Raw genomic sequence first — 14,985 nt, forward strand, 5'->3', positions numbered from 1 at the left:
AGCCAGCGCGTCAGCCGCGGATGGCCGAAACGGCGTCGGTCAGCAGGCGGCGCGCGCGGTCGACGTCGATCGGCGACGGCGGCTGGTTGGGCGCCGCCAGCGGGGCCGCGGTGACCACCACCAACGACCGCCCGAGGTAGGCGGCGAAGTGGTAGACCTCCTGGGACTGCTCCTTCTCGCCGACTTTGGCCTCGACCTGGCGGTACGTGCCCAGCGTGTGGGCGCCCTCGATCTGTGGTGCATCCACCGCGTCGACGACACCGTTGAGGTTGGGACCGCTGAACGTCACGTGTTTGCACTGGTCGGGGATGGCTTCGAAGGGCAACTCGTCGGCGGTCTGGAAGGCGACCGTGACGAACCGGTTGCCCTTGCCGTCGGCGAACACGGCGGCCATCTTGCCCTGCGTGCCCAGCGGCAGCCGCTGTCCGGTGGTGTACTTGCCGCAGTCCGCCGGCTCGAACGTCACGTTGGGCGGGAGGCCCTGCGATCCCTCCAGCTGCGGGTCGATCCCCGAGGGGCCCTTGCCCTTGACGCGGAATTCCGGACCGAACGTCGACTCGACGGTGAAGACCTTCTTGATGTCCGCCGGGTGGGCTGACTCGCCCGACGAGCAGGCCGCGACCAGGCCGGCGCAGGCCAGGCCGAGCAATGCCTTGAGAACGGACACCCAGGCAATGTATCGAAGTGCCGCCGTCGTGCCCAGCCCACCCGCCGAAGAGCCGCCCGATATGGCCGCTGGCCGTGGCTTCCCGCACCCCACCATCGCTGGTCGTATCTCGCGGCGAATGAACGCTATTCGGCTCGCAGACTCTTGCGGCAGCCGGCGTGCAGGCATCGGGGGTGAGCGCGGCCCGTCAGCCGAGATTGGCGGCGGAGAAGGTGTCGCACTTGTTGGGGTTGCCGGTTTGGTAGCCGGTGGTGAACCACTTCTGGCGCTGGGCCGAGGATCCGTGCGTCCACGACTCGGGGTTGATGTGTCCGGTCGCGGCCTTCTGGATCCGGTCGTCGCCCACCGACGCCGCGGCCGACAGGGCGTCACGGATGTCTTTGTCACTCAACGGCTCCAGGTAGGGCACGCCGGTGCTCTCCTGCTTGACGGTGGACGCGTAGTGGGCCCAGACGCCGGCGTAGCAGTCCGCCTGCAACTCGGTGCGCACACCGTTGCCGAGGGCGCCCTGGGCGCCCTGTTGGGCGCGGCCGATGATGCCCTGCAATTGCTGCACGTGATGGCCGTACTCGTGGGCTACCACGTATTCCTGCGCGAACGGCCCTCCGCTGGAACCGAACTGCGTGACGAGGACCTGGAAGAAGTCGGTGTCGAAGTAGGCCGTCTGGTCCACCGGGCAGTAGAACGGGCCGACCGCGCTGGTGGCCGGACCGCAGCCGGTGTCGACGCTGCCGGTGAACAGGCGCATGCGCGGGCGGGTGTAGTCGCGCATCAGCTGATGCCAGACCGCGTCCACCGAATTGCCGGTCGCCACCACGCGGCACTGCACGTACTTGTTGGCGTCGGCCCCGGTGCGGCACTGGCTCAAGTCGAAGCCGCTGGCCACGTCGTCGCGGGTGTCCATCGGCTGCTGGCTGGTGATGCCGCCGGGGTCGACGCCGAAGAACAACGCCGCGAACAGGATCAGCAACCCGCCGATGCCCCCGCCCAGGGCGATCCGCATCCCGCCGACGCCCCCGGACGTGGACGCGGCGCTGGTGTCGATCTGCATCCCCTCGTTGAAGGTCATCGCGCGCTCCTAGCTCGGCCGGGCCGCGTGGGCGTCGGTGTACCGGCGCAGGTTGCTCAGGAACCGGCGCAGGCCCAGGTTCAGCAGCGGGGCGACCGCGAACATCGCCAGCCGCGCCGCCCCGGCGGGCTTCTGCGCCATCGTCCACGTCAGCCGGCAGCCGCCGGGGACGGCCTCGACGCGGTAGTCCTCGGCGAACGCCGCCACCGCCTTTGTCGAGCATTCGTTGAACCGGAATGCCACGTGGGTGAACGGTTCCCACGCGAGGAACTCCTCGTTGCCCACGATGCCGCCGCGCATGTGGACGGTGCGGGTGGTGCCGGCACCGCGCGGCTCGGGGCTGGTCCAGGTCACCTTGGTGATCACCGGCGCCCAGCGCGGCCAGGCCTCGGCGTCGCCGAGCACGTCGAACAGTTGCTCGGGCGTGATGGCCAGGTCGACGCTGTTGCGGAAACGGAACGGTGCGGTGTCGATGAAGGTCAGGTCGACGGGCTCGCAGCGGAACATGGCGATCAATCTAGCCGGGGCCGTCGCTGGCCGCGGCCAGCAGCGGCACCAGCACGTCGCTGATCGGTGTGGCCAGGCCGTGCGCACGCGCCCTGCGCACGACCACGCCGTTGCGGATGTCCCATTCCAACCGCCGACGCTGCTCCCGGTCGGCCAGCATCGAGGTGCCCATGTCCTCGGGGCCGCGACGGAACAGGTCCACCAGCTCCTCGACCACGTCGTCGGCGAGCCGGGCCCCCTCGGCCCGGGCCACGGCGAGGCATTCGGTGACGTAGCGGCGCGACAGCGCGGCGACGTCGTCGCGGCGGTACATGCCCGACCGGCGCCCGGACAGCACCATCAACCCCGCCAGCGCGTTGACGAGCAGCTTGCGCCACGCCGCGGTGAGGAAGTCGGGTTCGCAGTCCACCCGGCAGCCGGCGCCGCGCAACAGCCCGGCGACCGTCTCCGCCGAGGGCCCGCTGGGCAGCACCAGCGCGGGCTCGCCGCGCAGCCGCACCCAGCCGTCGGGCTGGGTCTCGGAGCCGAACCACACGATTCCCGGCACCACCGGCGAGGCCGGGCAGTGCGGCTGCACCTGCTCGACCTGTTCGACGCCGTTCTGCAGCACCGCCACAATGGTGTGTTCGGCGCACAGCCGGGCCAGCCAGCCCGCGGCGACGTCGGTCTGGGTGGCCTTGACCGCCAGGATCAGCACGTCGACCGGGCCGTCGACGTCGGACGGATCGGTGTGCACCGGGCCGGGAACCACGATCGGTTCCGCGCCGTCGGGCCGCAGTTCGATGCGGTCCCGGGTCGTGTGACCGCACAACAGGACCCGGTGCCCGGCCGCATGGAGCAGCGCGGCGACCGTCGTGCCGACGGCGCCGGGACCGACGAGGGCGATGTTGGTGGCGATAGGACAGAAATTACCTCCTCTAGACTGGGCATTCGTTCCAGCCCTTGAAAGCCTTTTGAAAGCCCTTTGAAAGCCCTTGAAAGGCCATCGCAAGAGGAGTGTTTGTGCTGCGCAGCCACGCCGCCGGTTCGCTGCGGAAGACCGATGCCGGCCAGCAGGTGACGCTGGCGGGCTGGGTGGCCCGCCGCCGCGACCACGGCGGCGTCATCTTCATCGACCTGCGCGACGCGTCGGGCGTCGCCCAGGTGGTCTTCCGCGACCCGGCCGTCCTGGAGCAGGCGCACCGGCTGCGCGCCGAGTTCTGCGTCGCGGTCTCCGGGGTCGTCGAGATCCGCCCGGAGGGCAACGCCAACCCGGAGATCGCCACCGGCGACATCGAGGTCAACGCCGCGGAGCTGACTGTGCTGGGCGAGAGCGCGCCGCTGCCCTTCCAGCTCGACGAGCCCGCCGGCGAGGAACTGCGGCTGAAGTACCGCTACCTCGACCTGCGCCGCGGCGGCCCGGCCGCCGCGATGCGGTTGCGCTCCAAGGTGAATGCGGCCGCCCGTGCGGTGCTGGCGGGGCACGACTTCGTCGAGGTCGAGACGCCGACCATCACCCGCTCGACGCCGGAGGGCGCCCGCGACTTCCTGGTTCCGGCCCGCCTGCACCCCGGTTCGTTCTATGCCCTGCCGCAGAGCCCGCAGCTGTTCAAGCAGCTGCTGATGGTGGCCGGGATGGAGCGCTACTACCAGATCGCCCGCTGCTACCGCGACGAGGACTTCCGCGCCGACCGCCAGCCCGAGTTCACCCAGCTCGACATGGAGATGAGCTTCGTCGACGCCGAGGACATCATCGCGGTCTCCGAGGAGATCCTGTCCGCGCTGTGGGCGCTGATCGGCTACGAGCTGCCCACCCCCATCCCGCGGATCAGCTACGCCGACGCGATGCGGCGCTTCGGCTCCGACAAGCCCGACATGCGGTTCGGGCTGGAGCTCGTCGAGTGCGCGGAGTTCTTCAAAGACACCACGTTTCGGGTGTTCCAGGCCCCGTATGTCGGCGCGGTGGTGATGCCCGGCGGGGCGTCGCAGCCGCGGCGCACCCTGGACGGCTGGCAGGAGTGGGCCAAGCAGCGCGGGCACAAGGGGCTGGCCTACGTGCTGGTCGGCGAGGACGGCACCCTGGGCGGCCCGGTGGCCAAGAACCTGACCGACGCCGAACGCGACGGCCTGCCCGCGCACGTCGGGGCGAAGCCGGGGGACTGCGTCTTCTTCTCCGCGGGCCCGGCCAAGCCCTCGCGGGCCCTGCTGGGCGCGGCCCGCGGCGAGATCGCCCACCGGCTGGGCCTGATCGACCCCGACGCCTGGGCGTTCGTCTGGGTGGTGGACCCGCCGCTGTTCGAGCCCGCCGCCGACGCGACCGCAGCCGGGGACGTGGCCGTCGGCTCGGGGACGTGGACCGCTGTGCACCACGCGTTCACCTCGCCCAAGCCCGAGCACGCCGACGCGATCGACTCCGACCCCGGCGCCGTGCTCGCCGACGCCTACGACATCGTCTGCAACGGCAACGAGATCGGCGGCGGCTCAATCCGTATCCACCGCCGTGACATCCAGGAGAAGGTGTTCGCGGTGATGGGCCTGGACCGGGCCGAGGCCGAGGAGAAGTTCGGCTTCCTGTTGGAGGCGTTCACCTTCGGCGCGCCGCCGCACGGCGGCATCGCGTTCGGCTGGGACCGGATCAACGCCCTGCTGTCCGGGGTGGACTCCATCCGCGAGGTGATCGCCTTCCCGAAGACCGGCGGCGGGGTGGACCCGCTGACCGACGCGCCGGCGCCGATCACCGCCCAGCAGCGCAAGGAGTCCGGAATAGACGTCCGGCCCGAGCAGGTTGACCGGGCATGAGCCAAATCCCGGACGCCGAGACGCTCAACGCGTTCAACACGAGCATCATCGACGAGTTCCGCGCCAACGGCGGCAAGGTCGGCGGTGAGTTCGCCGAGGCCGACCTGTTGCTGCTCACCACCACCGGCGCCAAGTCCGGTCGGCCGCGGGTTTCGCCGCTGGCGTACTTCCGCATCGACGGCAGGCTGCTCATCGTCGGATCCTTCGCCGGCGCCCCGGTCAGCCCGGCGTGGGTGCACAACCTGCGGGCCAATCCCGGCGCCCATGTCGAGATCGGCAGCCCCGCCGGCGTGCAGGCGTTCGACGTGACCGCGCGCGAACTGCCGCCCGCCGAACGCGACGAGTTCTTCCCCAGAATCACCGCCGCGTCGACGCGGTTCGCCGAGTACCAGTCCAAGACCAGCCGGGTGATTCCGTTGTTCGAGCTGCACCGCACCTGACCTTCGGCCGTGCGCGCAGGCATCGATCGGCTCCGCGCGGTGTGGTTCACACTGGTGCAGACGTCGGTCGCCGCGGGCCTGTCCTGGTGGCTCGCGCACGACGTGCTCCGCCATCCCCAGCCGTTCTTCGCGCCCATCGCCGCGGCGGTGTCGGTGTCGACCGCGACCCCTCCGGGGCGTGCGCCTACCTGGCCGCCGGACGCCGCTACGCCGCCCGGCTGCCCTCCGACGCCCGCGCCGGCGCCGGGCTGGTGATCACCGACGCCGTCACTTCCTGCATCGACGACCTGCAGACGGTGATCGACCTGCGCCCGGTGTGACGGTCGTCAGGACGAATCGGCCAGGAACTCCTGGACCAGCTTGCGGGGCGCCTGCGTCAGCCAGGCCTCGGTGATCACTTCCTCGAGGTCGCCGGCGTCGATCGCGGCCAGCCTGACCAGCACCGCCGGGTAGCCGTCGAAGTGCGGGGTGGAGAAGTACACCCCCGGCTCGTCGGCGATCAACGCGAACTTCACCCCCTCGTCGGAGACCCGCACCCCCAGGATGTCGCCGTCCGGGGGGTCGATCCCGGCGCGGGCCAGCGCCTCGCGGTCGGACTGGCGCAGCGGACGCTCCCACGCCAGCAGTTTCTTGCCGACGCGCCAGTCGTGCGGCGCCGGCTCAGAGGTCAACGCCAGCCGCCCGACGATGCGGGCGACGTCGTCCCACGTGGCCACGCCCCCGATTGTGCTCCCGGCGCGGCGCGCTTGGCCGCCGGAGTCGCGCGGCATGTGATGTGATCAGCCGTGAGGAGGAGGGGTCTTGCCAGCAGCCGAGGACGGGGTCGCCCGCCGCCATCGCGTCACGCACCGCACCGAGTATCGCTACTCGGACGTGGTGACGAGCTCCTACGGCCGCGGCTTCCTCACGCCGCGGGACTCGCCGCGGCAGCGCTGCGTGGCGCACCGGCTGCTCATCGAGCCGGCGCCCGCCGACGTCTCCACCAGCCAGGACGGCTACGGCAACACCAGCTCCTACTTCCACGTCACCGAGCCGCACCGCACCCTGACGATCACCGGCGACTCCATCGTCGACGTGTACCCGCCGGCGCCGGCGCTCTACAGCAGCGGTCCGGCGCTGCGACCGTGGGAGGCCGCCCGGCCGGCGGCGCCCGCGGGGGCGCTCGCGGCGGAGTTCACCCTCGACCTGGACCCGCCGGAGATCACCGACGAGGTGCGCCGCTACGCCGCACCCAGCTTCGCGCCCGGGCGTCCGCTGGTGGAGGTGCTGCGCGACCTGGCGTCGCGCATCTTCACCGACTTCACCTACCGCTCGGGCTCGACGACGATATCCACCGGGGTGGGTGAGGTTCTGGCCGCCCGGGAAGGGGTATGCCAGGACTTTGCCAGGCTGGCGATCGCCTGCCTGCGAGCCAACGGTTTGGCGGCCTGCTATGTCTCCGGATACCTGGCCACCGACCCGCCCCCGGGGAAGGACCGGATGATCGGAATCGACGCCACACACGCCTGGGCGGCGGTGTGGACTCCGCAGGAGCCCGGCCACCACGAGTGGCTGGGCCTGGACCCCACCAACGACCAGATGGTCGACGAGCGCTACATCGTCGTCGGCCGCGGCCGCGACTACGCGGACGTGCCGCCGCTGCGCGGCATCATCTACACCAACTCCGAGCACAGCGTCATCGACGTCGCGGTCGACGTGGTGCCCTACTCCGGCCCCGTCGAAGGCGACTTCTCACATGCGTGACTTCCACTGCCCCAACTGCGGTCAGCGCCTGACGTTCGAGAACTCCGCGTGCCTGGCGTGCGGCAGCGCGCTGGGGTTCTCCCTCAACCAGATGGCCCTGCTGGTGATCGCCACGGGCAAGCAGGGCGAGCACGCCGGCGCCGTGGACGCCGACGAGTATCAGCTGTGCGCCAATCTTTATCTGGCCGAATGCAATTGGCTGGTATCCAAGAGGTCCGGCGGGCTCTGCGAGTCGTGCGCGCTGACCGTCGAGCGGCCCAACGACGCCGACGCCGACGGCCTGGCCGCGTTCGCCCGCGCCGAGGCGGCCAAGCGGCGGCTCGTCGTCGAGTTGCACGAGCTCAAGCTGCCGATCATCGGGCGTGACCTGGACCCCGACTACGGCCTGGCCTTCCGCCTGCTGTCCAGCGCGCACGAGAAGGTGTTCACCGGGCACGAGAACGGGGTCATCACGCTGGATCTGGCCGAGGGCGACGACGTGCACCGCGAGCGGCTGCGGGTCGAGATGGAGGAGCCGTACCGCACCCTGCTCGGGCATTTCCGCCACGAGGTCGGCCACTACTACTTCTACCGGCTGATCTCCCCGTCCGGCGACCACCTGGCGCGGTTCAACGAGCTGTTCGGCGATCCCGACGCCGACTACTCCGAGGCGCTGGACCGCCATTACAGCGAGGGCGCGCCCGACGGCTGGCAGGAGCGGTTCGTGTCGTCGTATGCGACGATGCATCCCGCCGAGGACTGGGCCGAGACCTTCGCCCACTACCTGCACATCCGCGACACCCTGGACACCTCGGCGTGGTGCGGCTTCGCACCGGCGACGGCGACCTTCGACCGGACCATGTTGGGGCCCAGCGCCTTTCAGACGATCATCGACATGTGGCTGCCGCTGTCGTGGTCGCTGAACATGGTGAACCGGTCGATGGGCCACGACGACCTGTACCCGTTCGTGCTGCCCGCGGCGGTGCTGGAGAAGATGCGGTTCATCCACACCGTGGTCGACGAGGTGGCGTCGGAGTCGGGGGGAGCCGCCGCGATCGCGGGTTAACCCGGTTGGCGGCGCCGGAAAGTGGGCACACTCCCGGCGATGTGCTTCTCGATGACGGCCGATCTGGTGGTGGGCACCGCCCTCGTGCCGGTCGCGGTGTTGACCCTGCGCGAGGTCAAGCAATGGCGCGAAGTGCCGTTCGCGGTGCTCGGCGCCGTCGTCGCGGGCTACCTGGCCGTCGTCGTCCTCACCGAACCCATCGGGGTGACGAGGTGCCCCCACGCGCTGCGCTACCAGACCGGCGTTCACGACGGCTACGTGTGGGCGGTGCTCTACGTGATCGCCGTCATCGGTCCGGCGGTGCTGTCGGGCTATCGCTCCATCGTGGTGTTCGGATGGGCGAACCTGGTGGGGCTGGTCGTGGTCGCCGTCCTCTACGTGCAGGCGTTCGCGTCGCTGTGGTGCGTCTACGCCGCGGTGCTGTCGGTCCTGGTGCTGGTGCACATGGTGCGTCGCCGGCGACTGCCCGACCCGCACCGCTACCACGGTGTCGCCGGCGAGCGGTCGGTGTCGAGCGCCGTCTAGGTGGCTGGTGTTTTGCATCGCTAACGATCTTGCACGGCCAAATATCTCGATTTCCGGCAGAGTGATTTGGTCGGCGGGTAGCTGAAAGTCGCTCAGCGTCCGTTCTGGCGGTGCCGGTTTTGACCGATTTCGTCTTGCCGCATGAAAATGCCCGTTCGACACCAGCCTCCTAGGCCGGCATCACCCGGCGCTCGTCGGGACCCCACAGCGGCTGCATGTGGCCGGGCAGCGCCAGTTGCGTCGCGGTGATCGCCTCGGCCAGGTCGCGTAGCCCGGCGTGTATCCCGGCCAGCAGGCCGGCCAGCTCCGTGCGGCGCCCGTCGTCGCTGACCTGCTCGAGCTCGGCGGGATGGGACCGGCGCAGCAGGGTGCTGACCTCGTCGACCAGCCGCTCCGGGCGCGACGAACCCGACGACCCGGGCAGGGCGCGCAGGTTGGCCCGCAGCCGCTCCACCTGGTGCAGCAACGACCGCGGATTGGTGGCGTCGAACAGCATCAGCTCGGCCATCGCGGCCACGCTCACCGCGCCGGCCGTCCGGCGTCGGTAGATCACCGCCGACTCGCAGGCCACCAGCGCCGCCTCGATGATGATCTGTTCGGCCGCGGCGGGCCGGACAACGGTCAGCGTGGCCCGCAGCAGGGCGGTGAGCCACAGGCCCCGTTCGATGCGCTTGCCGATGTCCATGATCGTCCAGCCCGCGTCGCGCACCATGGACTCGGCGGCCACCCCCGACAGCGTCAGCATCCCGGCCAGCGTCTGCGCCTGCGCAGCCGCCAGCAGCGCGTCGGCCTCGGTCAGCGAGTCCGGCGGCTCGGCGGGGTGGGCGAGCGCGCGCTCCACCCCGGCCAGCACCATCCACGTGTCGTTGGACAGCTGGTCGCGGACCGCCCGGGCGGCCAGCGCCAGGCCCTCCACCGACTGCACCAGCGACCCGGACAGGTCCGGATCCACGGTCAGCGACCACAGCGTCGAGGGCGCGACGGCGATCATCTCGGCCTGGTCGCCGCCGGTTCCGGTGTCGGCCCCGGTGATCGCGCCCAGCGCGGCCATCAGCACCGGCACGCACGCGCTTTCCTCGCTGTCCTGATGATGGCGGTAGACGTGGAAGCGGTCGCGGGTCACGATCAGCAGCCTGGCCATGCTCTCGGCGCGCTCGCCGTAGCGCCCGATCCAGAACAGGTCGGACAGCACCCGCGGCGAGCTGACCGCCCAGGTGCCCGCGCCGGTCTTCGCCGGCTGGACCGCCGGGGCCGTCGGCAACGTCACCGCCTCGGCCCGCGCGCGTTCGGTGGGCCGCACCCAGACATCTTTGGCCGCAACGGTGTTCAGCGTGTACGCCGCGGGCCCGGAAGCCAGCACGTAACCCACGCCGCCGATCATCGGCGCGTAGCCGCTGCGCTGGGCCACCGTGAACAGGCGCATCCCGACACCGGCCGAGGCCATCACCCCGGCATGGTCGGTGGGCGCCGACGAGAACTGCGGCAGCTCCTGGCCCACCCACTGCCAGGGCATGCTCTCGATGCGCGCGGCCAGCTCGGCCAGTTGCTGCGACGAAAGCGTCGGTCCGACAAGGGTTTTCCCGCCGACCGTCGACTTCACCAGCAGCGACGACAGGTTGGCCAGCAGGTGCGAGCGTTCGGCGGCGATGCCGCCCCAGTACACCGGCGCGGTGTCCAGCAACGGGTCCTCGGCGAGCAGCCGCCCGGCCAGCCCGGGCAGGAAGCGCAGCAGCCCGGGGTTTTCCAGGATGCCGCTGCCCAGCGTGTTGACCACGGTCACCGCCCCGCGGTGCTGCGCCTCGACCAGGCCCACCACTCCCAGGCGGGAGTCGGCGCGCAGGTCCAGCGGGTCGCTGTAGAGCGCGTCGACGCGGCGGAGCACCACGTCGACGCGTTTCAGGGTGCCCAGCGAGCGCATCCACAGCTTGCCGTCGCGCACCACCAGGTCCGCGTTCTCCACCAGCGGAAAACCCAGCAGTGTCGCCAGATACGCCTGGTCGAACGCGGTCTCGGAGTAGATGCCCGGGCTGAGCACCACGACCACGGGATCCTGCGCGACGTCGGGTGCCGCGTCGATCAGCGCCAGCCGCAGCGCCTGGGCGAACGGGGTGGTCGGCCGCGGCGCGATCCGCTCGTAGAGGTCCGGAAGCGCGTGCGCGACCACGCGCCGGTCGGCCAGCGCATAGCCGGCGCCCGACGGCGCCTGCGTCCAGTCGGCGTTGACCCGGAAGCTGCCGTCGGGCAGCCGGCTGAGGTCGCACGCGTGCATGAACAGCTGGTGGTGCCCGGGGATCTCGATCCCGTTGGCGGCGCGCACGTAACCGGGATGGGCGAACAGCAGCTCCGGGGGCAGCAGGCCCTCGGTGAGCAGGCGGCGCGGCCCGTAGAGGTCGGCGAGCACCGCGTTGAGCAGGCGCGAGCGCTGCACCAGCCCGGCCTCCAGCGTTTCCCAGTCGGCCGCGGACAGCACGATCGGCAGCGTGTCCAGATGCCAGGGCCGCGGCTCCAGTCCGTGACCGCCCGGGCCCACCTCGGTGTAGGTGATGCCGTCGTTGTCGATCAGGGTGCGCACCACCGAGCGCAGCCGGTCCAGCCCGGCGCGCCCGCGCTCCGTGACCGCGTCGGCCAGCTCGTGCCAGGCCGGGCGCACGGTCCCGTCGGGTTCGACGAATTCGTCGAACCCGATCGCCGGGCCCGTCCCGGGGCCCTCCCGCAGGTCGAACAGCGCCTCCTGGGCGCGGGTGGCGCGGTACCCGTCCAGCAGCCGGTCGGCGTCGTGTCGGCCGCCCGGCGCGGCGGAAGCCGTCGCCGGCCGGCCGTGGGTGCCGAGTGCCATCGCCGTGTCGTCCGCAGCTGCCATTACAGCTGCACGGTACGCACGCGGCGCAGGTCGAGGATGCCGGGCGCGCCGACGTCGGTGAATATGCGGGCCTGCTTCTCCCGCAGGCCGGACAGGTCCAGCTTGCCCGGGGTGAAGCCGGTCGCCTCGAAGCGGCGGGCCCGGCGGGCCTCGGCCTCGACGGCGTTGACGGGTGGCTCGTCGTAGGCGCGCCCGCCCGGGTGCGTGACGTGATAGGTGCAGCCCCCGCGTGACGTCCCGGTGGTCAGGTCGACCAGCTCGAACTGCAGCGGGCCGTCGGCCGAGATGGTCGGGTGCAGCGCGCTGGGCGGCTGCCAGGCCTTGAACCGCACCCCGCCGACGTGCACGTCCGGGTTGTCGGTCGCCAGCAGCGGCACCGGGTAGCCGTTGCAGGTGACCACGTAGCGGTGCCGGTCGGCGCCGATGACGCGGACCTGCAGACGCTCGACCGAGGAGTCGACGTAGCGGGCGGTGCCCGTCGCGCCGGCCTCCTCACCCAGGGTGGTCCACGGCTCGATCGCGCCGCGCAGCTCGATCTCCACGCCGTCGAACACGGCGGTGCCGACGCGCGGGAAGCGGAACTCGGTGAACGGATCCAGCCAGCTGGTCTCGAAGTCGACGCCGTGTGCGCGCAGGTCGGAGGCGACGTCGGCGATATCGTGAATGATGAAGTGTGGCAACAGGTACCGCCCGTGCAGGTTGGCGCCGTGGCGGATCAGGGGGGCGCGCAGCGGTTGCTCCCAGAACCACGCCACCAGCGAGCGCACCAGCAGCGACTGGACCATCGCCATGCGCAGATGCGGCGGCATCTCGAACCCGCGCAGCTCCAGCAGCCCGAGCCGGCCGCGGGGGCTGTCGGGGTTGTAGAGCTTGTCGATGCAGAACTCGGCGCGGTGGGTGTTGCCGGTGATGTCGGTCAGCAGGTGGCGCAGCGCGCGGTCGGCCAGCCACGGTTTGGCGCCGCCGCCGCCGCTCACCCGCGCGATCTCGGCGAAGGCGATCTCGAGTTCGTAGAGCGCCTCGGCGCGGCCCTCGTCGACGCGCGGGGCCTGCGACGTGGTGCCGACGAAGCGCCCGGCGAACAGGTAGGACAGCGCCGGGTGGCGCTGCCAGTACGTCAGCAGCGAGACCAGCAGATCCGGGCGGCGCAGCAGCGGCGAGTCCGCCGGCGTGACCCCGCCCAGCGTGATGTGGTTGCCCCCGCCGGTGCCGCCGTGGGTGCCGTCGACGTCGAACGACTCCGTGGAAAGGCGGGCCAGCCGGGCGTTCTCGTACAGCGATTCCAGCAGCCGGCATTGTTCGGCGAAGCCGGCGGTCGGTGTGACGTTGACCTCGATCACGCCCGGGTCGGGGGTGATCGTGGTCGAGCGCAGGCGGGGATCCGGCGGCGGGCCGTAGCCCTCGATCACGACCGCGCGGCCGGCGCCCGCCGCCGCGGCCTCGACGCGGGCGACGAGGTCGGTGAAGTGTTCCAGCGCCTCGGTGGGCGGCAGGAAGATGTGCACCAGCCCGTCGCGGACCTCGGCGACCATCGCGGTCGGCGGCGCCCCGTCGGGGTCGGTGACCACCGCGCGGGCCGAGTCCGTGGGCGGCGCTCCGGCCACGGTCAGGGGATCGGCGTCGAAGGTGGGGCGCGGCGGTTCCCAGCTGATCGAGTCCAGCGGCAGCCGCAGGCCCGCCAGCGAGTCGCCGTCGACCAGCACGATGCGCCCGCGGCGCAGCCGCCAGTCCGCGCTGGCCCACCCGAGGTCGTCGTCGCGCCGGTGCAGCGGCAGCACGAAAGCCGCAGGCTCGGTGAGGGTTTCGTCGAGTCGGGCCAGCAGCGCGGCCCGCCCGGCGGGGGAGTCGTCGGCGAGGTCGTCGGCCGCTTCCACCGGATCCCCTTCCGGCAGGAGCACTTTGGCCGCCAGCCGGTGCAGCGGGTCCTCGTAGGCGGGTCGCACCTGGGCGGCCGGAAGCCCCAGGCCGTCGGCGACCGCGGCGAGCACCGCGCGGGCCGCGTCGGTCTCGGCGGGCCGGGCGGGCTGGTCTCCCCAGGGATCGGCCAGCAGCGCCGGGTCGGCCCACAGCGGCCGGCCGTCGGTGCGCCAGTAGAGCGCGATCTCCCAGCGCGGCAACGGCTCTCCGGGATACCACCGGCCCTGCTTGTGCTGGATCAGCCCCGCTGGGGCCCACGCCGCCTTCAGCCGGGCGGCCAGGTCGGATGCCCGCAGCCGCTTGTGCGGGCCGTCGGCGGCCGTCGTCCATTCCTCGCTGACCTGGTCGTCGATCGAGACGAACGTCGGTTCCCCGCCCACGGTGAGCCGCACATCGGCGGCGGCCAGCCGCTCGTCGACCCGGCGGCCGACCTCGCAGATCGACCGCCACGCCGCGTCGGTGTAGGGCAGCGTGACGCGCGGGTCCTCGTGCACGCGGGTGACGGTGTTGGAGAACTCCAGCACCGATTCGCACGGTTCGGTGCCGCCGCTGATCGGCGCCGCGCTCGCCGGATGCGGCGTGGCCGCCAGCGGGATGTGCCCCTCGCCGGCGAACAGTCCCGACGTCGGGTCCAGGCCGATCCAGCCCGCACCGGGGATGTACACCTCGGTCCAGGCGTGCAGGTCGGTGAAGTCGGCGGCGGGTCCCGACGGCCCGTCCAGTGCCTCCACGTCGGACGTCAGCTGCACCAGGTAGCCCGACACGAACCGGGCGGCCAGCCCGAACCGGCGCAGGATCGACACCAGCAGCCACGCCGAGTCCCGGCACGAGCCGACCCCGCTGCGCAGCGTGAAATCCGGTGTCTGGACGCCGGGTTCCATGCGCACGTTGTAGGCGACGCGGGCGTTGACCGCGCGGTTGAGGGCGACCAGGAAGTCGATGGTGCGGGTGCCGTCCGGCACCGAGAAGTCGCGCACCCAGGCGCGGACGAGCTCGCCCGGCCCCGACCCTTCGCCGTCCTCGTCGACCGGCCGCAGATAGGGCTCGAGGTCGTCGGCCAGCGCCTTGGGGTAGGCCGGCCCGGCCCCGTGATTCAAGGGCCATGTCTCGGCCCAGTCCTCGATGAAGAAGTCGAACGGGTTGATCACCTTCAGGTCGGCGATCAGCCCGACAGTGATGGTCAGCCGGGTCGTGGGGTTCGGGAACACCAGCCGGGCCAGGAAGTTGCCCACGGCATCCTGCTGCCAGTTGATGAAGTGGTCGTCGGGTTCGACGCGCAGCGAGTAGGCCTCGATCGGTGTTCGGGAGTGGGGCGCCGGGCGCAGCCGCACCACGTGCGGATACACCCGGACCAGCCGGTCAAAGGTGTAGCTGGTGCGGTGCTCCAGCGCAACTTTGATGCTCATAACCGCTGATTGCATCACAGGCGCCACA

At 71.4% G+C, this 14,985-nt stretch carries 12 protein-coding genes and 1 pseudogene; 6 read left to right on the forward strand and 7 right to left on the reverse strand.

Annotated features, from left to right (window positions below; all coding sequences use genetic code 11):
* Positions 1 to 10: 10 nt before the first annotated feature.
* The 4 genes from ACJ512_RS11250 to ACJ512_RS11265 form a co-directional block, all read right to left on the reverse strand.
* Positions 11 to 667, reverse strand: a complete 657-nt coding sequence (locus tag ACJ512_RS11250) for a DUF5642 family protein (protein ID WP_407686772.1) — start codon at positions 665 to 667, stop codon at positions 11 to 13.
* A gap of 187 nt (positions 668 to 854) precedes the next feature.
* Positions 855 to 1,736: a KPN_02809 family neutral zinc metallopeptidase gene (gene ypfJ, locus ACJ512_RS11255; RefSeq protein ID WP_407686771.1), complete on the reverse strand. Its 882-nt coding sequence runs from the start codon at positions 1,734 to 1,736 to the stop codon at positions 855 to 857.
* Between the two features lie 9 nt (positions 1,737 to 1,745).
* Complete coding sequence (locus ACJ512_RS11260) at positions 1,746 to 2,243, reverse strand: SRPBCC family protein (protein WP_407686770.1); 498 nt, start codon at positions 2,241 to 2,243, stop codon at positions 1,746 to 1,748.
* Positions 2,244 to 2,253: 10 nt separating this feature from the next.
* Positions 2,254 to 3,141, reverse strand: coding sequence for an oxidoreductase (locus tag ACJ512_RS11265; protein ID WP_407686790.1), 888 nt, complete (start codon positions 3,139 to 3,141; stop codon positions 2,254 to 2,256).
* 98 nt (positions 3,142 to 3,239) lie between these two features.
* Here ACJ512_RS11265 and aspS point away from each other — a divergent pair, with 98 nt between their 5' ends.
* From aspS to ACJ512_RS11280, 3 genes and pseudogenes are all read left to right on the forward strand, one after another.
* Positions 3,240 to 5,021, forward strand: a complete 1,782-nt coding sequence (aspS, locus tag ACJ512_RS11270) for an aspartate--tRNA ligase (RefSeq protein WP_407686769.1) — start codon at positions 3,240 to 3,242, stop codon at positions 5,019 to 5,021.
* On the forward strand, positions 5,018 to 5,461 hold the full coding sequence (locus ACJ512_RS11275) for a nitroreductase family deazaflavin-dependent oxidoreductase (RefSeq protein WP_407686768.1): 444 nt from the start codon (positions 5,018 to 5,020) through the stop codon (positions 5,459 to 5,461). The genes aspS and ACJ512_RS11275 overlap by 4 nt, the downstream gene beginning before the upstream one ends.
* A 9-nt stretch (positions 5,462 to 5,470) precedes the next feature.
* Positions 5,471 to 5,626: pseudogene (locus ACJ512_RS11280) on the forward strand (FUSC family protein); the annotation flags it as partial.
* 161 nt (positions 5,627 to 5,787) lie between these two features.
* Here the strand turns inward: ACJ512_RS11280 and ACJ512_RS11285 are convergent.
* Positions 5,788 to 6,177, reverse strand: a complete 390-nt coding sequence (locus ACJ512_RS11285) for an MmcQ/YjbR family DNA-binding protein (protein ID WP_407686767.1) — start codon at positions 6,175 to 6,177, stop codon at positions 5,788 to 5,790.
* An 85-nt stretch (positions 6,178 to 6,262) separates the two neighbouring features.
* Between ACJ512_RS11285 and ACJ512_RS11290 the strand changes: the two genes are divergently transcribed.
* The 3 genes from ACJ512_RS11290 to ACJ512_RS11300 are packed head-to-tail and all read left to right on the forward strand — an operon-like array spanning position 6,263 to position 8,774.
* Positions 6,263 to 7,204, forward strand: a complete 942-nt coding sequence (locus tag ACJ512_RS11290; protein ID WP_407686766.1) for a transglutaminase family protein — start codon at positions 6,263 to 6,265, stop codon at positions 7,202 to 7,204.
* The gene (locus ACJ512_RS11295) at positions 7,197 to 8,249 is read left to right on the forward strand and encodes a zinc-binding metallopeptidase family protein (RefSeq protein ID WP_407686765.1); all 1,053 of its coding nucleotides are present in this window, start codon (positions 7,197 to 7,199) and stop codon (positions 8,247 to 8,249) included. The genes ACJ512_RS11290 and ACJ512_RS11295 overlap by 8 nt, the downstream gene beginning before the upstream one ends.
* A 51-nt stretch (positions 8,250 to 8,300) precedes the next feature.
* Complete coding sequence (locus ACJ512_RS11300; protein ID WP_407686764.1) at positions 8,301 to 8,774, forward strand: DUF6629 family protein; 474 nt, start codon at positions 8,301 to 8,303, stop codon at positions 8,772 to 8,774.
* A gap of 169 nt (positions 8,775 to 8,943) precedes the next feature.
* Here the strand turns inward: ACJ512_RS11300 and ACJ512_RS11305 are convergent, their stop codons facing one another.
* Both ACJ512_RS11305 and ACJ512_RS11310 read right to left on the reverse strand, forming a co-directional pair.
* A complete protein-coding gene (locus ACJ512_RS11305; protein ID WP_407686763.1) occupies positions 8,944 to 11,634 on the reverse strand; it encodes a circularly permuted type 2 ATP-grasp protein in 2,691 nt (896 codons plus the stop codon).
* Complete coding sequence (locus ACJ512_RS11310; protein WP_407686762.1) at positions 11,634 to 14,957, reverse strand: transglutaminase family protein; 3,324 nt, start codon at positions 14,955 to 14,957, stop codon at positions 11,634 to 11,636. Before ACJ512_RS11310 ends, ACJ512_RS11305 begins: the two co-directional genes overlap by 1 nt.
* Between the last annotated feature and the right edge of the window lie 28 nt (positions 14,958 to 14,985).

The organism is Mycobacterium cajalii, from assembly GCF_045809005.2.
In the GTDB taxonomy this organism is placed as follows: Bacteria; Actinomycetota; Actinomycetes; order Mycobacteriales; family Mycobacteriaceae; genus Mycobacterium.

Excerpts from the sequence above, each read along its gene's own strand:
- ypfJ (WP_407686771.1), bottom strand. The coding sequence starts at position 1,736 with ATGACCTTCAACGAGGGGATGCAGATCGACACCAGCGCCGCGTCCACG.
- ACJ512_RS11260 (WP_407686770.1), bottom strand. The coding sequence starts at position 2,243 with ATGTTCCGCTGCGAGCCCGTCGACCTGACCTTCATCGACACCGCACCG.
- ACJ512_RS11275 (WP_407686768.1), top strand. The coding sequence starts at position 5,018 with ATGAGCCAAATCCCGGACGCCGAGACGCTCAACGCGTTCAACACGAGC.
- ACJ512_RS11295 (WP_407686765.1), top strand. The coding sequence starts at position 7,197 with ATGCGTGACTTCCACTGCCCCAACTGCGGTCAGCGCCTGACGTTCGAG.
- ACJ512_RS11300 (WP_407686764.1), top strand. The coding sequence starts at position 8,301 with ATGACGGCCGATCTGGTGGTGGGCACCGCCCTCGTGCCGGTCGCGGTG.
- ACJ512_RS11305 (WP_407686763.1), bottom strand. The coding sequence starts at position 11,634 with ATGGCAGCTGCGGACGACACGGCGATGGCACTCGGCACCCACGGCCGG.
- ACJ512_RS11310 (WP_407686762.1), bottom strand. The coding sequence starts at position 14,957 with ATGAGCATCAAAGTTGCGCTGGAGCACCGCACCAGCTACACCTTTGAC.